This is a genomic window from Geodermatophilus dictyosporus (assembly GCF_900115505.1).
Lineage (GTDB): Bacteria > Actinomycetota > Actinomycetes > Mycobacteriales > Geodermatophilaceae > Geodermatophilus > Geodermatophilus dictyosporus.
This window is the reverse complement of record NZ_FOWQ01000012.1, coordinates 112,220-129,409: the sequence shown is the minus strand read 5'-3', so window position 1 is coordinate 129,409 and position 17,190 is coordinate 112,220. Positions and strand designations below refer to the sequence as shown.

At 77.1% G+C, this 17,190-nt stretch carries 15 protein-coding genes and 1 pseudogene; 6 read left to right on the top strand and 10 right to left on the bottom strand.

Annotated elements, in window-relative coordinates:
* A complete protein-coding gene (locus tag BMZ33_RS22365; protein WP_091116980.1) occupies positions 1-1,497 on the top strand; it encodes a dihydrolipoamide acetyltransferase family protein in 1,497 nt (498 codons plus the stop codon).
* 50 nt (positions 1,498-1,547) lie between these two features.
* On the opposite strand, the gene BMZ33_RS22360 is transcribed toward BMZ33_RS22365, so the two are convergent.
* Together BMZ33_RS22360 and BMZ33_RS24325 are read right to left on the bottom strand one after the other, a co-directional pair.
* Positions 1,548-2,252: an FAD-dependent monooxygenase gene (locus BMZ33_RS22360; protein ID WP_169064730.1), complete on the bottom strand. Its 705-nt coding sequence runs from the start codon at positions 2,250-2,252 to the stop codon at positions 1,548-1,550.
* 97 nt (positions 2,253-2,349) lie between these two features.
* Positions 2,350-2,562: pseudogene (locus BMZ33_RS24325) on the bottom strand (FAD-dependent oxidoreductase); the annotation flags it as partial.
* A 183-nt stretch (positions 2,563-2,745) separates the two neighbouring features.
* Between BMZ33_RS24325 and BMZ33_RS22355 the strand changes: the two are divergent.
* Positions 2,746-3,213, top strand: coding sequence for an SRPBCC family protein (locus BMZ33_RS22355; protein ID WP_091116977.1), 468 nt, complete (start codon positions 2,746-2,748; stop codon positions 3,211-3,213).
* A 76-nt stretch (positions 3,214-3,289) separates the two neighbouring features.
* Here the strand turns inward: BMZ33_RS22355 and BMZ33_RS22350 are convergent, their stop codons facing one another.
* The 4 genes from BMZ33_RS22350 to BMZ33_RS22335 are packed head-to-tail and all read right to left on the bottom strand — an operon-like array spanning position 3,290 to position 7,557.
* Positions 3,290-3,550, bottom strand: a complete 261-nt coding sequence (locus tag BMZ33_RS22350) for an HPr family phosphocarrier protein (RefSeq protein ID WP_091116973.1) — start codon at positions 3,548-3,550, stop codon at positions 3,290-3,292.
* 54 nt (positions 3,551-3,604) lie between these two features.
* Positions 3,605-5,737 carry a PTS fructose transporter subunit IIABC gene (locus BMZ33_RS22345; protein ID WP_091116969.1) on the bottom strand — a complete coding sequence of 711 codons (2,133 nt, stop codon included), beginning with the start codon at positions 5,735-5,737 and terminating at the stop codon, positions 3,605-3,607.
* 18 nt (positions 5,738-5,755) lie between these two features.
* Complete coding sequence (locus BMZ33_RS22340; RefSeq protein ID WP_091116966.1) at positions 5,756-6,793, bottom strand: 1-phosphofructokinase family hexose kinase; 1,038 nt, start codon at positions 6,791-6,793, stop codon at positions 5,756-5,758.
* Positions 6,790-7,557 (bottom strand): DeoR/GlpR family DNA-binding transcription regulator, encoded by a 768-nt coding sequence (locus BMZ33_RS22335; protein ID WP_091116963.1) that lies wholly within the window; start codon positions 7,555-7,557, stop codon positions 6,790-6,792. The genes BMZ33_RS22340 and BMZ33_RS22335 overlap by 4 nt, the downstream gene beginning before the upstream one ends.
* 205 nt (positions 7,558-7,762) lie before the next feature.
* On the opposite strand from BMZ33_RS22335, the gene BMZ33_RS22330 reads away from it, so the two are divergent.
* From BMZ33_RS22330 to BMZ33_RS22325, 3 genes are all read left to right on the top strand, one after another.
* Positions 7,763-9,472: a putative PEP-binding protein gene (locus BMZ33_RS22330; protein WP_091116960.1), complete on the top strand. Its 1,710-nt coding sequence runs from the start codon at positions 7,763-7,765 to the stop codon at positions 9,470-9,472.
* 153 nt (positions 9,473-9,625) lie between these two features.
* The gene (locus BMZ33_RS23615) at positions 9,626-9,772 is read left to right on the top strand and encodes a hypothetical protein (protein WP_169064729.1); all 147 of its coding nucleotides are present in this window, start codon (positions 9,626-9,628) and stop codon (positions 9,770-9,772) included.
* 308 nt (positions 9,773-10,080) lie between these two features.
* Complete coding sequence (locus BMZ33_RS22325) at positions 10,081-12,207, top strand: DUF2378 family protein (protein WP_091116957.1); 2,127 nt, start codon at positions 10,081-10,083, stop codon at positions 12,205-12,207.
* 30 nt (positions 12,208-12,237) lie between these two features.
* Here BMZ33_RS22325 and BMZ33_RS22320 read toward each other — a convergent pair whose 3' ends face one another.
* Both BMZ33_RS22320 and BMZ33_RS22315 read right to left on the bottom strand, forming a co-directional pair.
* Positions 12,238-13,068: a tyrosine-protein phosphatase gene (locus tag BMZ33_RS22320; RefSeq protein ID WP_091116953.1), complete on the bottom strand. Its 831-nt coding sequence runs from the start codon at positions 13,066-13,068 to the stop codon at positions 12,238-12,240.
* A 50-nt stretch (positions 13,069-13,118) separates the two neighbouring features.
* Positions 13,119-13,997, bottom strand: a complete 879-nt coding sequence (locus tag BMZ33_RS22315) for a 3-methyladenine DNA glycosylase (protein WP_169064728.1) — start codon at positions 13,995-13,997, stop codon at positions 13,119-13,121.
* Between the two features lie 96 nt (positions 13,998-14,093).
* Between BMZ33_RS22315 and BMZ33_RS22310 the strand changes: the two genes are divergently transcribed.
* Positions 14,094-14,273 (top strand): hypothetical protein, encoded by a 180-nt coding sequence (locus BMZ33_RS22310; protein WP_091116947.1) that lies wholly within the window; start codon positions 14,094-14,096, stop codon positions 14,271-14,273.
* 3 nt (positions 14,274-14,276) lie between these two features.
* Here BMZ33_RS22310 and BMZ33_RS22305 read toward each other — a convergent pair whose 3' ends face one another.
* Entirely contained in the window at positions 14,277-16,211 is a 1,935-nt protein-coding gene (locus tag BMZ33_RS22305; RefSeq protein ID WP_169064727.1) for a helix-turn-helix domain-containing protein, read from the bottom strand.
* Between the two features lie 26 nt (positions 16,212-16,237).
* Positions 16,238-16,990 (bottom strand): 3-hydroxybutyrate dehydrogenase, encoded by a 753-nt coding sequence (locus BMZ33_RS22300; RefSeq protein WP_091117095.1) that lies wholly within the window; start codon positions 16,988-16,990, stop codon positions 16,238-16,240.
* Positions 16,991-17,190 lie beyond the last annotated feature (200 nt).

The window sequence follows — 17,190 nt, the reverse complement described above, 5'->3', positions numbered from 1 at the left end:
ATGGCGCTGCGCCAGTTCAAGCTGCCCGACGTCGGTGAGGGCCTCACCGACGGCGAGATCCTGCAGTGGCTCGTGGCCGTCGGGGACACGGTCACGGTCAACCAGCCGCTGTGCGAGGTGGAGACCGCCAAGGCCGCCGTCGAGCTGCCCTCGCCCTACGCCGGCACGGTGACCGAGCTGCTGTTCGAGGCGGGCACGACCGTCGACGTCGGCACGCCGATCATCACCATCGACGACGGCGCCGACGCGCCGGCCGCCCCGGCCGCCCCGGCGCCCGCGGGGAACGGCGCCGGGTCCGAGGAGCCCGCCGCCGGGCTGATCGGCGGCGCGGCGCCCGGTGGCCGGACGGCGGTGCTCGTCGGCTACGGGCCGCGCACCACCGAGGCCCGCCGCCGTCCCCGCCGCGGGGGCCCGCCGCCCGCGCGTCCGGCGGCGACGCCCGGCGCCGACTACGGCTCCGGTGGCCACGACCGGCCGCCGCTGCTGGCCACCGCCCCGGACATGACCGTCAAGCCGGTGCGCCACGGCGGTCTGGAGGTGGGGCGCCAGGCCGAGGCGCACGCGGCGGCCGAGGAGGCCGCCACCGCGCTCGGGGCCGCCCCGGGCCGGGGCCGGCTGCGCCCGCTGGCCAAGCCGCCGGTCCGCAAGCTGGCCAAGGACCTCGGCGTCGATCTCGCCGCGCTGTCCGGCAGCGGCGCCGGCGGCGTCATCACCCGCGAGGACGTCACCGCCGCCGCGGCCGGGCCCGCACCCGAGCCCGTCCCCGCCCGGGCACCCGCCGTGGCGCCCGCCGCTGCCCCCGGCGGGCAGCGGATCCCCATCAAGGGCGTCCGCAGGGCGACGGCGGCGGCCATGGTCGCCAGCGCCTTCACCGCGCCGCACGTCACGGAGTTCCTGACCGTCGACGTCACCCGGATGATGAAGCTCCGGCAGCGGATCGCCGCCCGCCCGGAGTTCGCCGGGGTCAAGGTCAGCCCGCTGCTGTTCGTGGCCAAGGCGCTGCTGCTGGCCGCGCGCCGGCACCCGATGGTCAACAGCTCGTGGGACGAGGCGGCGCAGGAGATCGTCGTCCACGGGCAGGTCAACCTGGGCATCGCCGCCGCCACCCCGCGCGGGCTGGTCGTCCCGAACGTCAAGGACGCGGGCCGGCTCTCGCTGCCCGAGCTCGCGACCGCGCTGACCGAGCTGACCGAGACGGCCCGGGCCGGGCGGACGGCGCCGGGCGACATGAGCGGCGGCACGATCACCATCACCAACGTCGGGGTCTTCGGCGTCGACACCGGGACGCCGATCCTCAACCCCGGCGAGTCGGCGATCCTGGCCTTCGGCGCGGTGCGCGAGATGCCGTGGGTGCACAAGGGCAGGGTCCGGCCGCGGCAGGTCACCCAGTTGGCCCTGTCCTTCGACCACCGCATCGTCGACGGCGAGCTGGGCTCCCGGTTCCTCGCCGACGTGGGCGCGCTGCTGTCCGACCCCGGGACGGCGCTGGCCTTCTGAGTCCCCCGGCGATCACGGCGTCGGAACGACCGGTCCGTGCCAGGACGTGGTCAGGGCGCCGTGGTCGCCGGCGGGGTCCAGCGCAGCACCCCGGTGCCGGCCTCGGCCAGGGGCCCGGCCGGCACGTGGCGCAGGACGGCGTTGCGCGCCGTCTGCGGCCACCCGCCGCCCAGGTGGGCGCCGAGACGCGCCGTCTGCAGCGACCGGCGGGCGATGCGCCGGCACCGCGGCCGGCGGGCCCGGTCGAAGGCGGCCAGTGCGCCGGCGAGCGGGGCGCCGGCGGAGACCGGCGCGGCGACCAGGCGACCCACGCAGACACCGTCCTCCAGCGAGGTGTCGGCGCCCTGGCCCATCGTCGGCAGCACGGCGTGGGCGGCGTCCCCGATCAGCGCCGTCCGCCCGTGGACGTACCTGGGCAGCCCCCCGGGCAGGTGGTGGACGTCGTGCCGCAGGAGCCGGTCCGGTCCCGTGGCCGCCAGCACGGCGCGCACGTGCGGGGACCAGCCGGAGAAGTGCGCGACGGTCGCGGCCAGCTCGTCGTCGGAGCGCACCCCGGCGGGGGAGGGGACGTAGCCGTACCAGTGGAGCTCCGTGTCGCTGATCGGCACCGTGCCGAACTCGGCGCGCGGACCCCAGAGCGCCACGAACCCGTCGTCCGTCCTCCCGGGCAGCTCGACCACCGCGCGCCAGCTGGTCCCCCCGCCGTACCGCAGCCGCGCGCCCGGGAACAGCTGCGCCCGGTGCAGCCGGTGCACCCCCCCAGGCGCGGTTCGCCGACCCCGGGTCGCCCCGCGGGTCGGGCAGCCGGAGCAGCCAGCGGCCGTTCCGGTCCTGGGTGCCCGCACCGAACGTCTCGTGTCCGAGGCCGCGGACCCGGTCGCCGACGCCCAGGGCGTCCAGCGCGGCCATGCCGTTGCGGGTGACCGCGAGACCCGCGCCGACCTCGCCGGACTCCGGGGCCCGCTCCAGCACGGTCACCTGCCAGCCGGCCCGGACGAGCGCGGCCGCGGCCGCCAGGCCGGCGATCCCCCCGCCGACCACCGTCGCCGTGCGCTCCCCGGCCATCCGTCCTCCGCTCCCGCCGTGCGGCCGCGAGGTCCTCCGACAGCCGGGAGTGTGCCGGGGCGGGGCCGTCCGTGGCGGTGCGGACGGTGCGCCGGCCTGCGCGGATCCCACGTGTCCTCGCGCGACGGCAGGGGTAGGGCGAACGGGACCGCAACGACATCCCGAGCCAGAGGAGCGTGCACCGTGGCCAGCGTGCAGGAGTCCGTCGACGTCGACGTCCCCATCCGGGTCGCCTACGACCAGTGGACGCAGTTCGAGTCCTTCCCCCAGTTCATGGGCGGTGTCGAGCGGATCACCCAGCTCGACGACACGCGCACCCACTGGATCACCAACATCGACGGCGTCAAGCGTGAGTTCGACGCCGAGATCACCGAGCAGCACCCCGAGGAGCGGGTGGCCTGGACCAGCACCAGCGGCGATGCCAAGCACGCCGGTGTGGTCACCTTCCACCGCCTCGACGACGCCAGGACCCGCGTGATGATCCAGATCGACTGGGAGCCCACCGGCATCGTGGAGAAGGCCGGCGCCGCGCTCGGCTTCGACGACCGGCAGGTCAAGGCCGACGCCAAGCGGTTCAAGGAGTTCATCGAGAGCCGCGGCACCGAGACCGGCGCCTGGCGCGGCGACGTCTCCCGCCCCGACCAGCCCTGAGCTGAGCTCCGCACACGACGACGGCGCCCGCCCCCTCGGCCGAGGGGACGGGCGCCGTCGTCGTGCGGTGCGGGTGCTACTCGGCGTCCAGGTCCTGCGCGACCAGGCCGGCGATCTGGTCGACGACGGACTGGTCGTCGCTGGTGACGGTCACCTCGGTGCCCTTCTGGGCGCCGAGGGTCATGATCATCAGCGGCGACCCGGCGTCGACCGGCGCACCGCCGGGAGTGGCCAGGGTGACCGGGACACCGGCCTTGCCCACCGCCTCGGCGATGAGCGCGGCCGGGCGGGCGTGCAGGCCGACCCGGGAGCCGACGGTGACGGTCTGGCTGGGCATTCCTCGTCCTCGCTTCTGGGGTGGGGTCAGGGGTGCTGGGTCCAGCCTGCCCGGTCAGGCCCGCGCGGGCGCGCTGACCGTGGAGGCCGGGGCGGCGGCGTGGGCGTGGGCCAGGTCGACGGCGTCCTCCGGGACGGCGTCTGCCTTGGTGCGGCCGATGCTCTTGGCGATGGTGACCGCCAGGGCGCCGACCACGGTGCCGACCACGAGGGCGACCAGGAACATCAGCACGCCGCTCATCGCGAAGAACACGAAGATGCCGCCGTGCGGGGCCCGCAGCTCGACGCCGCTGGCCGCCACGATCGCGCCGGTGGTGGCACCGCCGAGCATCATCGAGGGGATGACCCGCAGCGGGTCGGCCGCGGCGAACGGGATGGCGCCCTCGGAGATGAACGACAGGCCCAGCAGCCAGGCCGCCTTGCCGTTGTCGCGCTCGGCCGGGGTGTAGAGCTTCGGGCGGACCAGCGTGCTCAGCGCCATCGCCAGCGGCGGCACCATGCCTGCGGCCATGACGGTCGCCATGATGACCAGCGGGGCGCCGCTGCCGGCGGCCAGGCCGGTGGTGGCGAAGACGTAGGCCGCCTTGTTCACCGGGCCGCCGAGGTCGAAGCACATCATCAGGCCGAGGATGATGCCGAGCAGCACCGCGGAGGTGCCGGTCAGGCCGTTGAGCCAGTTGCCCAGGCCGGTGAGCGCGGCGGCCAGCGGGCGGCCGAGCAGGACGGCCATGATGCCGCTGGAGATGAGCGTGGCCAGCAGCGGGATGATCACGACCGGCTGCAGCCCGCGGACGCCGGTGGGCAGCTTCCAGGAGGCGATCCACCGGGCCGCGAAGCCGGCGATGATGCCGCCGACCAGGCCGCCGATGAAGCCGGCGCCCACGCTCACCGAGACGGCGCCGACGACGAAGCCGGGGACGATGCCCGGGCGGTCGGCGATCGCGTAGGCGATGTACCCGGCCAGGGCCGGCACGAGGAACCCGAACGCGGCCTGGCCCAGCACGGTGCAGACCGCGCCGAGGTAGCCGAGGAAGCCGTCGTTGAGCCCCTCGGTGGGCGCGGCGGTGGGCAGGTCGAAGAACGAGTTGCTGAGCACCCAGCTCAGCGCGTAGCTCTGGCCCTCGACGTCGGGGTTGGGGTTGACGATCTGGTACCCGCCGAAGAGGAAGCCCAGCGCGATGAGCAGACCGCCGGCCGCGACGAACGGGATCATGTAGCTGACGCCGGTGAGCAGCCAGCGGCGGATCTCCGTGGCGGTGCCCGGGCGGCCCGCGGAGGAGGCGGCGGCGGGCTCGCCGGCCGTGCCGGAGCCCGGCACGCGGCGGGCGTTCGGGTCGTCGGCGGCGGCCAGCGCCTCGCGGATCATGACGTCGGGCTCGTTGATGGCCCGCTTGGTTCCCGACTGGATCACCGGCTTCCCGGCGAACCGGTCCCGGTCCCGGACGCCCACGTCGACGGCGAAGATCACCGCGTCGGCGTCGCGGATGACCGCCGGGTCCAGCGGCGTGGCGCCCGACGAGCCCTGCGTCTCGACGACGAGGTCGACGCCGGCGTCCTGGGCGGCCGCGGTGAGCTTGTCGGCGGCCATGTAGGTGTGCGCGATGCCGGTCGGGCAGGCGCTGACGGCGACCAGCCGGCGGCGGGCGGCGGTCTGCCCGGTGGACGCCGGGGCCGCGGCGGCCGGCGAGGTGGCCGGTGCCGGGACCGAGGTGGCCGCGCTGGCGCCGGTCGCCGGCTGCGGGGAGACGACCTCCTCGACGAGGGCCACGACGTCGGCCGGCGTGGCGGCGGCCCGCAGCGCGGCGACGAAGTCCGGCCGCACCAGGGCGCGGGCCAGCGCGGACAGCAGCGTGAGGTGGTCGGCGTCGCCGGCCGCGGGGGCGGCGATGAGGAAGACCAGGTCGGCCGGGCCGTCGGCGGCACCGAAGTCGACGCCCGGGCTGAGCCGGGTGAAGGCCAGGGACGCCTGCGTCACGGCCGCCGAGCGGCAGTGCGGGATGGCGATCCCGCCGGGCAGACCGGTGGCCGCCTGGGCCTCGCGGGCCAGCGCGTCCCCGGCGAGCGCCTCGGCGCCCGTCGCCCGGCCGGCGTCGGCCACCAGGCCGGCCAGCCGGCGGACCACCGTGGCCTTGTCGGAGCCGAGGTCGGTGTCGAGGACGACCAGCTCGGGGGTGATGAGTGCGGACATGACGGACCTTCCGGGGCGTCAGGGGACGTCCCGGCCGGCGGCCGGGACGGGCTGCTGTGCGGGCGGTGCTGCGGGTGCTGCGGGTGGGACGGACCCGGGCAGGCCGGGCTGTACGGAGACGCCGGCCAGGTCGACCTGGTCGGGCGTGGGGAGCGCGGAGCCGGGCAGCGCGGCGGCCGCCGCTCCGGTGGCGACCGCGCGGCGGAGGCGCTCGGCGGCGGGGGCCCCGGCGAGGTCGGCGAGCACGTGGCCGGCCAGGCTGGAGTCGCCGGCACCGACCGTGCTGCGGACGGTGATCCGCGGCGGCCGGGCCGACCAGACCTCGCCGCCGGCGGTCGACAGCGTGGCGCCGTCGGCGCCGAGGGTCAGCAGCACCTCGGCGATGCCGCCGTCGTGCAGGGCCCGCACCGCGGCCGACAGGGCGGCGGGGTCGGCGAGCAGCGCGGCCTCGGTGGTGCCGGCCACCTGCGCCAGCTCCTCGGCGTTGGGCTTGACCAGGTCGGGGGCGGCATCGGCGCCGGCCGCGAGCAGGGCCAGCAGCGGCGCCTCGGAGGTGTCGACGGCGACCCGCGCGCCGGTGCCGCGCACGGCCCGGACCAGGTCGGCGTACCAGTCGGTCGGGGTGCCCGGAGGCAGCGAGCCGGACAGGACCACCCACGCCGCGCCCTCGGCGGCCGCGGCCAGCGCCGTGGTGAGCGCGGCCCGGGTGCCCGCGTCGAGGGCGGTGCCGGGCTCGTTGAGCTTGGTGGTGGTGCCGTCGGGCTCGGTGAGCGTGTAGTTGGTGCGCACCGGGGCGCCGGTGCCCACGGTGACCAGCGGCAGGCGGAGGACCCGCAGCGCGGTGACCAGCGGGTCGGCGTCCTCGGCGGGGACGACGGCGGTGACGTCGGCGCCGGCCGCGGCCAGCACGCGGGCGACGTTGACGCCCTTGCCGCCGGGCTCGGTGGAGCTGGTGCCCAGCCGCACGACCCCGCCCCGGGCCAGCGGGCCGGGGAGGACCAGGGTGCGGTCGAGGCTGGGGTTGGCCGTCAGCGTGACGACGCGGCCGCCGCTCACGCGACCACGACCTCGACGCCGGCGTCCTCGAGCCGGGCGACGACCGCCGGGTCCGCGCCGCTGTCGGTCACCACGACGTCGACGTCGTCGAGAGCGGCGAAGCGGACGAGGTGCTCGCGGCCGAGCTTGCTGCCGTCGGCGAGGACCACCACCCGCTGCCCGGCGCGCACCATCGCCCGCTTGACCGAGGCCTCGGCCTCGTCGGGGGTGGTCAGCCCGTGCCCGGGGGTGATGCCGTTGGCGCCGAGGAAGGCGACGTCGACGCGCAGCTCGGCCAGCGCCCGCACCGGCGTCTCGCCGACGGCGCACTGGGTCAGCCCGCGGACCCGGCCGCCGAGCACGTGCAGCGTCAGGCCCGGGGAGGTGGCCAGCCGCGCGGAGATCGGCACCGAGTTGGTGGCGACGAAGAGGTTCCGGTCGGCGGGGAGCACCTCGGCCAGCGCCGCGGTGGTGCTGCCGCCGTCGAGCAGCAGGCTGCCGCCGGGCGCGGGCAGCAGGTCGGCCGCCGCGGCGGCGATCTTGCGCTTGGCCTCCGCGCGGGTGGCGTTGCGCTCGGCCAGCGCCGTCTCGACCAGGGTGAGCGCCCCGGCCGGGACCGCGCCGCCGTGCACCCGGCGCAGCACCCCGGTCCGCTCGAGGACGGCGAGGTCGCGGCGCACCGTCTCGGTGGTCACCCCGAACTGCTCGGCCACGGCGGTCACCGCGATCCGGCCCTGCTCGGTGACCAGCGTGGCGATCGCCTGTTGGCGCTCCTCCGCGTACACCGGCCCACCTCCTCACCTCGTCGTCCGGCCGCCGCGAGGAGTCGCGGACGTTCCGGAACGGTGTCCGAACGTGTGGGTTCGGGTCTGTCTTGGTGTTGTTCTACGTTGCTTCCGTTGACAAGTCAACACCGATTGGTGAGTCTGGTCACCGACGGACGACGGCGTCCCCGCCCTGCACGGCTCCTCCGACCCCGAGAAGGTGCGCATGTCCTCCACCACCCAGAGCGCTCCGAGCACGGACCGCCCCGCGTCCGGCGTCCTCACCGGGACCCCCGTCGTCCCCGGTGTCGTCCTCGGCCCGGTGGTGCGTCCCGCGGGCGCGGTCCAGCTGCCCGCCGAGACGTACGAGGAGCTGCCGGAATCCGCGCGCGCCGAGGAGGAGGCGCGCTTCGTCGCCGCCGCCGAGACCGTGGCCGGCCGGCTCGCCGAGCGCGCCGCGGCCGCGACCGGGATGACCGCCGAGGTGCTCTCCGCCACCGCGGGGCTGGCGCGCGACCGCGGCCTGCTCGGCGCGGTCGAGCAGCGGATCGCCGCCGGCCTGCCCGCCACGGTGGCCACCGTCCAGGCCGCGCAGCAGTTCGTCGACGTCTTCACCTCCCTGGGCGGGGTCATGGCCGAGCGGGTCACCGACGTCCGGGACGTCCGGGACCGGGTCGTCGCCGAGCTGACCGGCCAGGGCGAGCCGGGGGTGCCCGCGCCCGAGGAGCCCTCGGTGCTGCTGGCCGACGACCTGGCCCCCGCCGACACCGCCGGCCTCGACCCGGCGCGGATCGTCGGCCTGGCCACCCGGCTGGGTGGCACGACCAGCCACACCGCGATCATCGCCCGCCAGCTGAACCTGCCCCTCGTCGTCGCGGTCGAGGGCCTCGACGCGGTGCCCGCCGGCGCCACCGTGCTGCTCGACGCCGACGAGGGCACCGTCACGGTCGACCCGGACCCGGAGGCGGCCGCCGGACAGCTGGAGGCCGCGCGCCGGGCCGCCGCGGCGCTGGCCGGCTACACCGGTCCGGCCACCACGCGCGACGGCGTGCCGGTGCCGGTGCTCGCCAACGTCCAGGACGGCGAGGGCACCCGCCTGGCCGTCGCCGCGCACGCCGAGGGCGTCGGGCTCTTCCGCACCGAGCTCGCCTTCCTCGGCCGCGCCGCCGAGCCGACGGTGGAGGAGCAGGCCCGCGGCTACGCGGCCGTGTTCGAGGCCGCGGCCGGCCGCCGCGTCGTCCTGCGGACCCTCGACGCCGGCTCGGACAAGCCGCTGGAGTTCGCCACGCCGCCCGAGGAGGCCAACCCCGCCCTGGGCGTCCGCGGCCTGCGGGTGGCCCGGCGCGACCCGGGTCTGCTCGACCGCCAGCTCGACGCGGTGGCCGAGGCCGCGCGGCGCACCGGCGCCTCGCCGTGGGTGATGGCACCGATGGTCGCCACGGTGGGGGAGGCCGCCGACTTCGCCGCCCGGGTGCGCGCCCGGGGCCTGGTGCCCGGCGTCATGGTCGAGGTGCCCTCGGTGGCGCTGCTCGCCGACCGCGTCCTGCAGCACGTCGACTTCCTGTCGATCGGCACCAACGACCTCTCGCAGTACGCGCTGGCCGCCGACCGGCTCTCGGCCGACCTCGCCGACCTCACCGACCCGTGGCAGCCGGCGCTGCTGGCGCTGGTCGAGACCGCCGCGGCCGCCGGGCGCCGGGTGGGCAAGCCGGTGGGGGTCTGCGGCGAGGCGGCTGCCGACCCGCTGCTGGCCTGCGTCCTCGTCGGCCTCGGGGTCACCTCGCTGTCCTGCGCCGCCCCGGCCGTCGCCGGCGTCGGCGCCCGGCTGGCCACGGTGGACCTGCCCGCCTGCCAGGAGGCCGCGGCGGCCGCGCTCGCCGCCGACGACCCGCGCGCCGGCCGGGCCGCCGCGCGCGCCGTCCTCGTCCGGGGCTGAGATGGGGGCCGGCCGCGGGGCCGGTCTCACCCCTCAGGGTGAACGATCGTCGGGAAGTGACCTACACGACCTCAGCATCGTCGGAATATCCGCGGATCTGCCTGCTTTACTACTGGTGCACCCACCGGAAGTACCGCAGAGGAGACGACGGACATGAACAGCGGGACCACCTGGCGGCAGCGGCGGCAGGCGGCTCGGACGCGGCGCGCCCTCGACCGGGCCCTCGCCCGCAGCAGCAGCCCGGCGATGCGCGACGAGCTGCTCACCATGGCCAACAGCGCCTGGACGCCGCGCGTCTGACGAAGGACCTCGCTGCCCCCGCACCTCGCCGGCGCCCGGTGCGGGACCCTGCAGCGGGGCCGCTCCCCGACGTACGGGGAGGCCGGCCTCACGGCCCGTCTCACGGCCCCGGCCCGCGCTCGCGGTCCGGGGCCGAGCCCTGTCCGGGGCCGGTGCCGCCGGCGTCCTCGCGCACCGCAGCCCGTCCTCCCTCACCGCCCACCGTCGGGGAGGACGCGCGACGACCAGGTCACCTGATCGTCGCACCGGGTGCCCCCCTTGGGGTCGGGTGGCTCAACCCGAGACCGGGCGGTGCCGATGGAGCGGGCATGAGTGGAGGACGTCCGGGGGCACGACCCGGACCCGGCAGACCCGAGCCCGCGGGAGCCCCCGCCGAGGCACGGGAGACGTCCGGCGCGACCACGGGGCTGGTCCTCGCCTTCGTCCGCCAGGAGCTCGGCGAGGACGCGGTGCAGGAGGTGCTGCGCCGGGCGCAGGTCCCCCACACCGCCGAGGAGCTCACCCAGCCCTCGACCTGGACCAGCTACGAGACCCGGATCCGGCTGTTCACCGCCGCCACCGAGCTGCTCGGCGACCCGAACGTCATGTTCCGCATGGGCGCGGAGTCGCTCCGCACCGGGATGGCGCCGGCCCTGGTGGTGCTCGTGCGCGCGATGGGTTCCCCGCGCCAGGTCTTCCAGCGGCTGCCCAAGGCGGTCGCCAACTTCAGCACCACCTCGACGATGACCGTCCAGGAGGTCGGGCCCACCTCGGCGACGCTGCGCTACGAGCTGCACGACGGCTACGCGCACTCGCGCCTCGACTGCGACTACGCCCGCGGCCTGATCACGATGATCCCCACGATCTTCGGCCTGGCCCCGGCGCGCGTCGTGCACGAGGAGTGCGAGTCCTCCGGGTACGAGGCGTGCGTCTACCACCTCTCCTGGGACCGGCGGTCCCGCCGGCCGTGGGGCCGGCGGCGCTCGGTGTCGGCCGACCCCGAGCTGACGGCGCTGCGCGAGCAGGTCCGCAGCCTGCAGTCGGCGGCCACCGACCTGGTCGACGGCGGTGACCTCGAGACGGTCCTCGCCCGCATCGTGGAGCGCGCCGCGGCCGCCGTCCTCGCGCCCGCCTACCTGCTGGCCGTCTCCGCACCCGGCGGGGGCGCCCCGCTGGTGCACAGCGCCGGCCTGCCCGCCGCGGAGGTCCCCGGCCTCACCGCGCGGCTGCTCGCCGGTGAGGACCTCGGCCCGGGCGCGGTGACCGTGGACGTCGCCTCCGCCCGGCGCACCCACGGCCGGCTGGCCGCACTGCACCGCCCCGGCGACGGCGGCCTCGGCGACGAACGGGCCATGCTCGCCGCCTACGCCGGCCACGCCGCCGCGGCCCTGGACCTGGTCCTGGCGCTCGAGGACAGCCGCTCGGAGGCCCGGCGGGCCGGCGCGCTGCTCGACCTGGCGCACCGGCTGGCCCTGGCCGCCGACGCCGACGAGGTCTGCGCCGTGGTCGCCGACGCGCTGCCCCGGATCGTCGGCTGCGGCAGCTCCGGCGTCATGCTCTGGGAGCCGGCGAGCGCGGCCCTGCGGACCACCGCCTGCGTGGGGCTGCGCCCCGAGGCCGAGATCGTCCTGCGCACCACCACGCTGCGCGCCGAGGACGTGCCCGAGCTGTTCGGGATGCTGTCGGACCGCGAGCCGCGGGTCCTCGACACCGACCGGAGCAGCGGCCCGCTCCGGACGCTGCTGGGCTCCCTCGACCTGCACAGCGCCGTCGCCGTGCCGCTGCTGGCCGGTACCACCTTCCTCGGCGTCGTCACCGCCAGCTGGACGGCGGGTGAGCTCGGGGACGGCCCCGACCGCGACGTGTTGGCGCGGCTGCGCGGTGTCGGCGACCAGGCCTCGACCGCCCTGCAGAAGGCCCGGCTGCTCGAGACCGTCCGCCACCAGGCGACCCACGACGCGCTGACCGGGCTGCCCAACCGGGTGCTGTTCCGCGAGCGCCTGGCCGCAGCCCTGGCCGCGGTGCCGGACGGCGGCGCCGTCGGCGTCCTGTTCTGCGACCTGGACCGCTTCAAGGCGGTCAACGACACGCTCGGCCACGCAGCCGGTGACGAGCTGCTGCGCCAGGTCTCGGCCCGGCTGCGCGCCGCGGTCCGTCCCGGCGACACGGTCGGCCGGCTCAGCGGCGACGAGTTCGCCGTGCTCCTGCCGCGGCTGGGCACCCCCGCCGACGCCGGCAGCGTGGTCGCCCGGGTGGCCGAGGCCTTCGGCGATCCCTTCCGGCTCGACGGCACCCCCGTCGACGTCGGCACCAGCACCGGTGTGGCGGTGCACAGCGGCCGGGTGAGCGACGTCGCGGCCGTCGCCGAGCAGCTGCTGCGCGACGCCGACGCCGCGATGTACCGGCACAAGCACCGCGACCGCCCGCCGACGCCCTCCCCGCGCCCGGCGAGCTGACCCGGCGCGGAGTCCACCGCATCCGGGCGCTCAGCGCAGCCGGGCGCGCAGCGCGGCCTGCTCGCGGGCGCCGAAGCCGTGCGCGTCCAGCCAGCCCAGCGGGCCGCCGTGCCGCTCGCGCAGCAGCTCGAGCACGCGCCGCATCGTCTCCCCCCGCGGCGTGTGGCTGGCCACGTCGCGCCGGGACATGTCCTCGGCGTAGGTCGGCGACTCGCGCAGCTTGGCCACCAGGTCGTCGATGACCTCGGCGGTCATCGCGTAGTCGGCCACGATCTCCTCGTCCGGCACGCCGGCGACCGCGAGCGCGAACATGACGACCACCCCCGTGCGGTCCTTGCCCGCCGCGCAGTGCACGACCGCGGCGCCGTCCCCGTCGCCGTCGGCCAGCGCGCGCAGCGCCGCGACCACGTTCTCCGGCCGGTGGTGCAGGTACCCGAGGTAGGCGCGCACCGCCGGCGGCTCGACCTCGTCGGCCTCGGTGGTCTGCCGCGGCAGCACCGTCTCCACCCAGTCGGCCGGCAGGTCGGGCAGCTCGTCCTCCTCGACGGCGAACACGTCGGTGTGGTGGCCCCGCTCGGGCAGCAGCGTGAAGTGCCGGTGGGTGACCTCCTCGACCGACCGCAGCGGGCCGCGGCCCTCGAGCAGCACCTCGGCGGTGGTGCGCAGGTCGACCACGTCGCGCAGCCGCAGCTCGCCGACCAGCCGGCGGACGTCGTCGTCGCTGAGCGTCTGCAGGTTGTCGCTGCGCAGCACCCGGCCGAACGCCGTCGTCCCGCCGTCGGTGGTGGGCAGGCCGCCGAGGTCCCGGGTGTTCGTGGTGCCGTCGAGCCGCAGCCAGCGGTCGGAGCGTGCGGAGGTCACCTCCCGACCGTACGGCGTCGCTGCGGCCGGCCCCGGCGACCGCGGGGAGGTCAGGAGCCGAGCAGCTCGTCGCAGACGTCGACCAGGCGCTGCCGCAGCGGGGCGGCGCGGCCGGCGAACGCGCGCTGGGCGGCCGCGTACTCCGCGCGGCCCTCCGGCGTCTCGATCCGCACCGGTGCGTAGCCGCGGTCGGCGAGGTCGTAGGGCGAGGCCCGCATGTCGAGCTCGCGCACCTCGACGGCGAGCGCGAAGCAGTCGGCCACCAGCTCGCCGGGGACGGCGGGGGAGAGCTTGTACGCCCACTTGTAGAGGTCCATCGTCGCGTGCAGGCACCCCGGCTGCTCCGTCGCGACCTGCGTGTCCCGCGTGGGCCGCAGCCGGTTGAGCCCGACGGCCTCCGGGGTGAAGAAGCGGAACGCGTCGTGGTGGCTGCACCGGACGGTGGCGGACTCCACGACGGCGTCGGTGCCCGCCCGTCCCAGCCGCAGCGGGACGGCGTGCCGGCGCTCGTCGGCGCGGTAGACCATCGCCCACTCGTGCAGCCCGAAGCAGCCGGTGTGCGCCGGCCGCGCCGCGGTGGCGGCGAGCAGGTCCCGCACGAAGCGCACGGTCGGCCCGCGGTCGGCCAGGAGGGCGGCGACGTCGAGGCGCACCGTCCCGTCGTCGCCGGTCGCGTACCACCGCCAGGCCGCGTGCGGCGCCGGCCCGTCGGCGGACGGCGCCAGCGCGACACCGGGCCCCGGGTGCCAGCGGCGCAGCCGGCCCGGCGTCTCGGAGTAGTAGGTGAACAGGAAGTCGAGCACCGGGTGGCTCTCGCCGCGGCGCCGGCGCTCCCGGTGCGGTGCGGTCCACCGCTGCACCCGCGCGTCGTGCGCCGCGGCCCGCGCCGTCCACTCCGCCGCGGACAGGCGGGGCAGGACGGCGGTCACCGGACCAGGGTAGGTGCGGCCGGAGGGACCTCGGACCCACCCGCGGGACACGCCGCGGTGCCACCCTGGTCGCCTCCGACGAGGGAGGCGATCGCCATGGCCGGCGAGACGCGGACCACCCCGAAGCCCCTGCTGTGCCTCCTGGGAGCGCACGCCTGGGTGCAGCGCCACCCCGAGGACGAGCGGCTGCGCGGCCCCGACCACCAGGTCTGCCGGCGCTGCGGGAGGCGCCGGCAGACCTGGGACTCGACCGTCCCGCCGGGGTTCCTGGGCTGACGGTCAGCCGCCCCCGGCGGTCGTCAGCCGGTGCAGCCGCAGCGCCAGCTGCAGCTCCAGCGCGCGGTCGGGCGCCGACCAGTCGCGGCCGAGCAGCCGGCCCACCCGGTCCAGCCGCTGGGTGACGGTGTTGACGTGCACGGTGAGCACCTCGGCGGCCCGCGCGGGGGAGCCGCCGGTGTCGAACCAGGCGCGCAGCGTGGCCACCAGGTCGGTGCCGCGGCGCGCGTCGTAGTCGAGCACCGGCGCCAGGGTCGCGGCGACGAAACCCGGCACGTCGCGGCCCTCGCCCACGAGCAGCCCCACGAAGCCGAGCTCGTCGGCGCTGGCCGACTCACCGGCCCGCCCCAGCGCCTCCAGCGTCGACGCGCAGCGCCCCGCCTCTGCGCAGGCGCCGGCCACCGCGGCGGGGCCGTGCACCGGCCCGGCGCCGCCCGCGGTCACCGGCCGGCCGACCGCCGCGGCCACCTCCCGGCGCACCAGCGCGGCGGCGTCCGCGGCGGCGAGGTCGGGCAGGCACAGCACGACGCGGCCGTCCTGCGTCCCGGCCAGACCCCCGCGGGTGGCGGCCAGGTGGGTCGCGGCGGCCAGCGCCCGCCCCCGGCAGCGCTCGTCCACCCGGACGGCGACCACCGCCAGCGGCCGGTCGAGGTCGGCGCCCAGGCGGCGGGCGCGCTCGCGCAGCCCGTCGGGGTCCCGCAGCGGCACGGTCAGCAGCTCGTCGACGAGCTCGCCGCGCACCCGGCCCTCCGCCTCGCTGGCGGTGCGCCGGATGAGCAGCAGCAGCGCGGTCACGAGCGCGGCGCGCTCGAGGATCCGCTGGTCGGCGTCGGAGAGGTCGGCGGCCTGCCGGAGCACCAGCCCGCCGAGGAGGTCGCTGCCCACGGTGACCGCGGCGGTCCACCACTCGCCGTCGCGGACCGTGCGGCCGGTCGAACGGGCCAGCGCCAGCGCGCCGGCGGGGTCGGGCGGCAGCGCGGCCGCCCCGTCGTCCCCGGCGGTCGGGCGGCCCTCCTCGTCGAGCACCGTGATCCGGCCGCCGAGGGCCTCGGTCACGGCGGCCGCGACACCCTCCACCCCACCGCCGCGCAGGACGACGCCGATGAACCGGTCGTGCGCGCCCGCGGCCCGCTCCACCGACTCGGTGTGCGCGCGGAGCTCGCGGGTGGCCGCGGACAGCTCCTCGAGCGCGGTGCGGGTCTCCTCCAGCAGCCGGGCGTTGTCGATGGCGATCGCGGCGTGCGCGGCCAGCGAGCCCAGCAGCGCCACCTCGGAGCGGTCGAAGGCCCGCTCGGTGCGGTCGGCGGCGTAGAGCACCCCGATGACCTGCGACCCGCGGATCAGCGGGACGCCGAGGATGGCGACCAGGCCCTCCTCGCGGACGCCGTCGTCGATCTCGTCGGTGTGGTGGAACCGCGGGTCGGTGAAGTAGCTCGCCGTCGCGTACGGCGCCGCCGTCTGCGCCACCAGCCCGCCGAGGCCCGCGCCCATCGGCAGCCGCAGCGCCTGGAACCGCGCCGAGACGGAGCCGTCGGTCACCCGCATGTAGGTGTTGCCGCGGGCGTCGTCGTTGAGCGTCAGGTAGGAGACGTCGGTGCCCAGCAGCTGCCGCGCGCGCCGGACGATCGCGGTGAGCACCGAGTCGACGCCACGCAGCGTGGCCAGGTCGCTGGCCGTGTCGAACAGCGCCGAGAGCTCGGACTCCCGGCGGCGGCGGGCGGCGAACGCGGCGCGCACCTGCAGCGCGAGCAGCCGCACGCCCTCCAGCTCGGCGAGCGTCCCGGCGTCGGCGCCCGCAGCCCGGGCGCGCACCAGCGGCCCCTCGAACTCGATCGCCGCGGCGTCGTCGAGCACCAGCCGCAGGTACTCCGCGGCCGCGGAGGTGGCGCGGGGGGACCGGCCGGCGCCGTCGGCGGTCGGTGCCCCGATCCGGGCCACGGCCGGCACCCTGCCTGGCCCGGTCATCAGTGGGCGGTCCACCCACCGTCCATGCGCAGCGAGGTGCCGGTGACCGAGGTGGCGGCCGGCGAGCACAGCCAGGCGACGGCCTCGGCCACCTCGGCCGGCTCGATGAGCCGCTTGAGCGCCGCGGGGGCGAGCATGACCTGCTCGACCACCTCGTCCTCGGAGATGCCGTGCGTGCGCGCCTGGTCGGCGATCTGCCCCTCGACCAGCGGCGTGCGCACGTAGGCCGGCGCCACGCAGTTGGAGGTGACGCCGTGGGGCGCCCCCTCGAGCGCGACCACCTTCGACAGCCCCTCGAGCGCGTGCTTGGCGGTCACGTACGCCGACTTGTAGGGCGAGGCGCGGTGGCCGTGCACCGAGGTGAGGTTGACGACCCGCCCCCAGCCGCGCCGGTACATGTGCGGCAGCGCCCCGCGGACCAGCCGGAACGGCGCCTCCACCATGAGCCGCTGGATGGTCGAGAAGACCTCGACCGGGAACTCGTGCACCGGCGCGACGTGCTGGAAGCCGGCGTTGTTGACCAGGACGTCGACGTCGAGGTCGAGCGCGTCGACGGCGGCGAGGTCGGAGAGGTCCGCCGTCACGGCCGTGCCCCCCACCGTGGCGGCCACCTCCTCGGCGGCCGCGGCGTCGCGGTCGACGACGACCACCGCGGCGCCGGCCTCCGCCAGCCGCGCGGCCACCGCCCGCCCGATGCCGGAGCCGCCACCGGTCACCATCGCCCGCCGACCCTCGAGGTCCTCCGCGCCCATGGCGGCACGGTAGACCGTGGCGCCGGTCACTCCCACGGGTGCTCTCCACACACCCGTGCACCGGACGGTGGTGCTCCCGCACATGGACCGGACGGCGGGCCCCCGCGCCGCGACGGGCCCAGGACATGGGCCGGGCACACATGGTCCGTCGGCCAGAACTGTCCCGGGACACATGGGGGCGGTGCGCGGCCCGGCCTGGC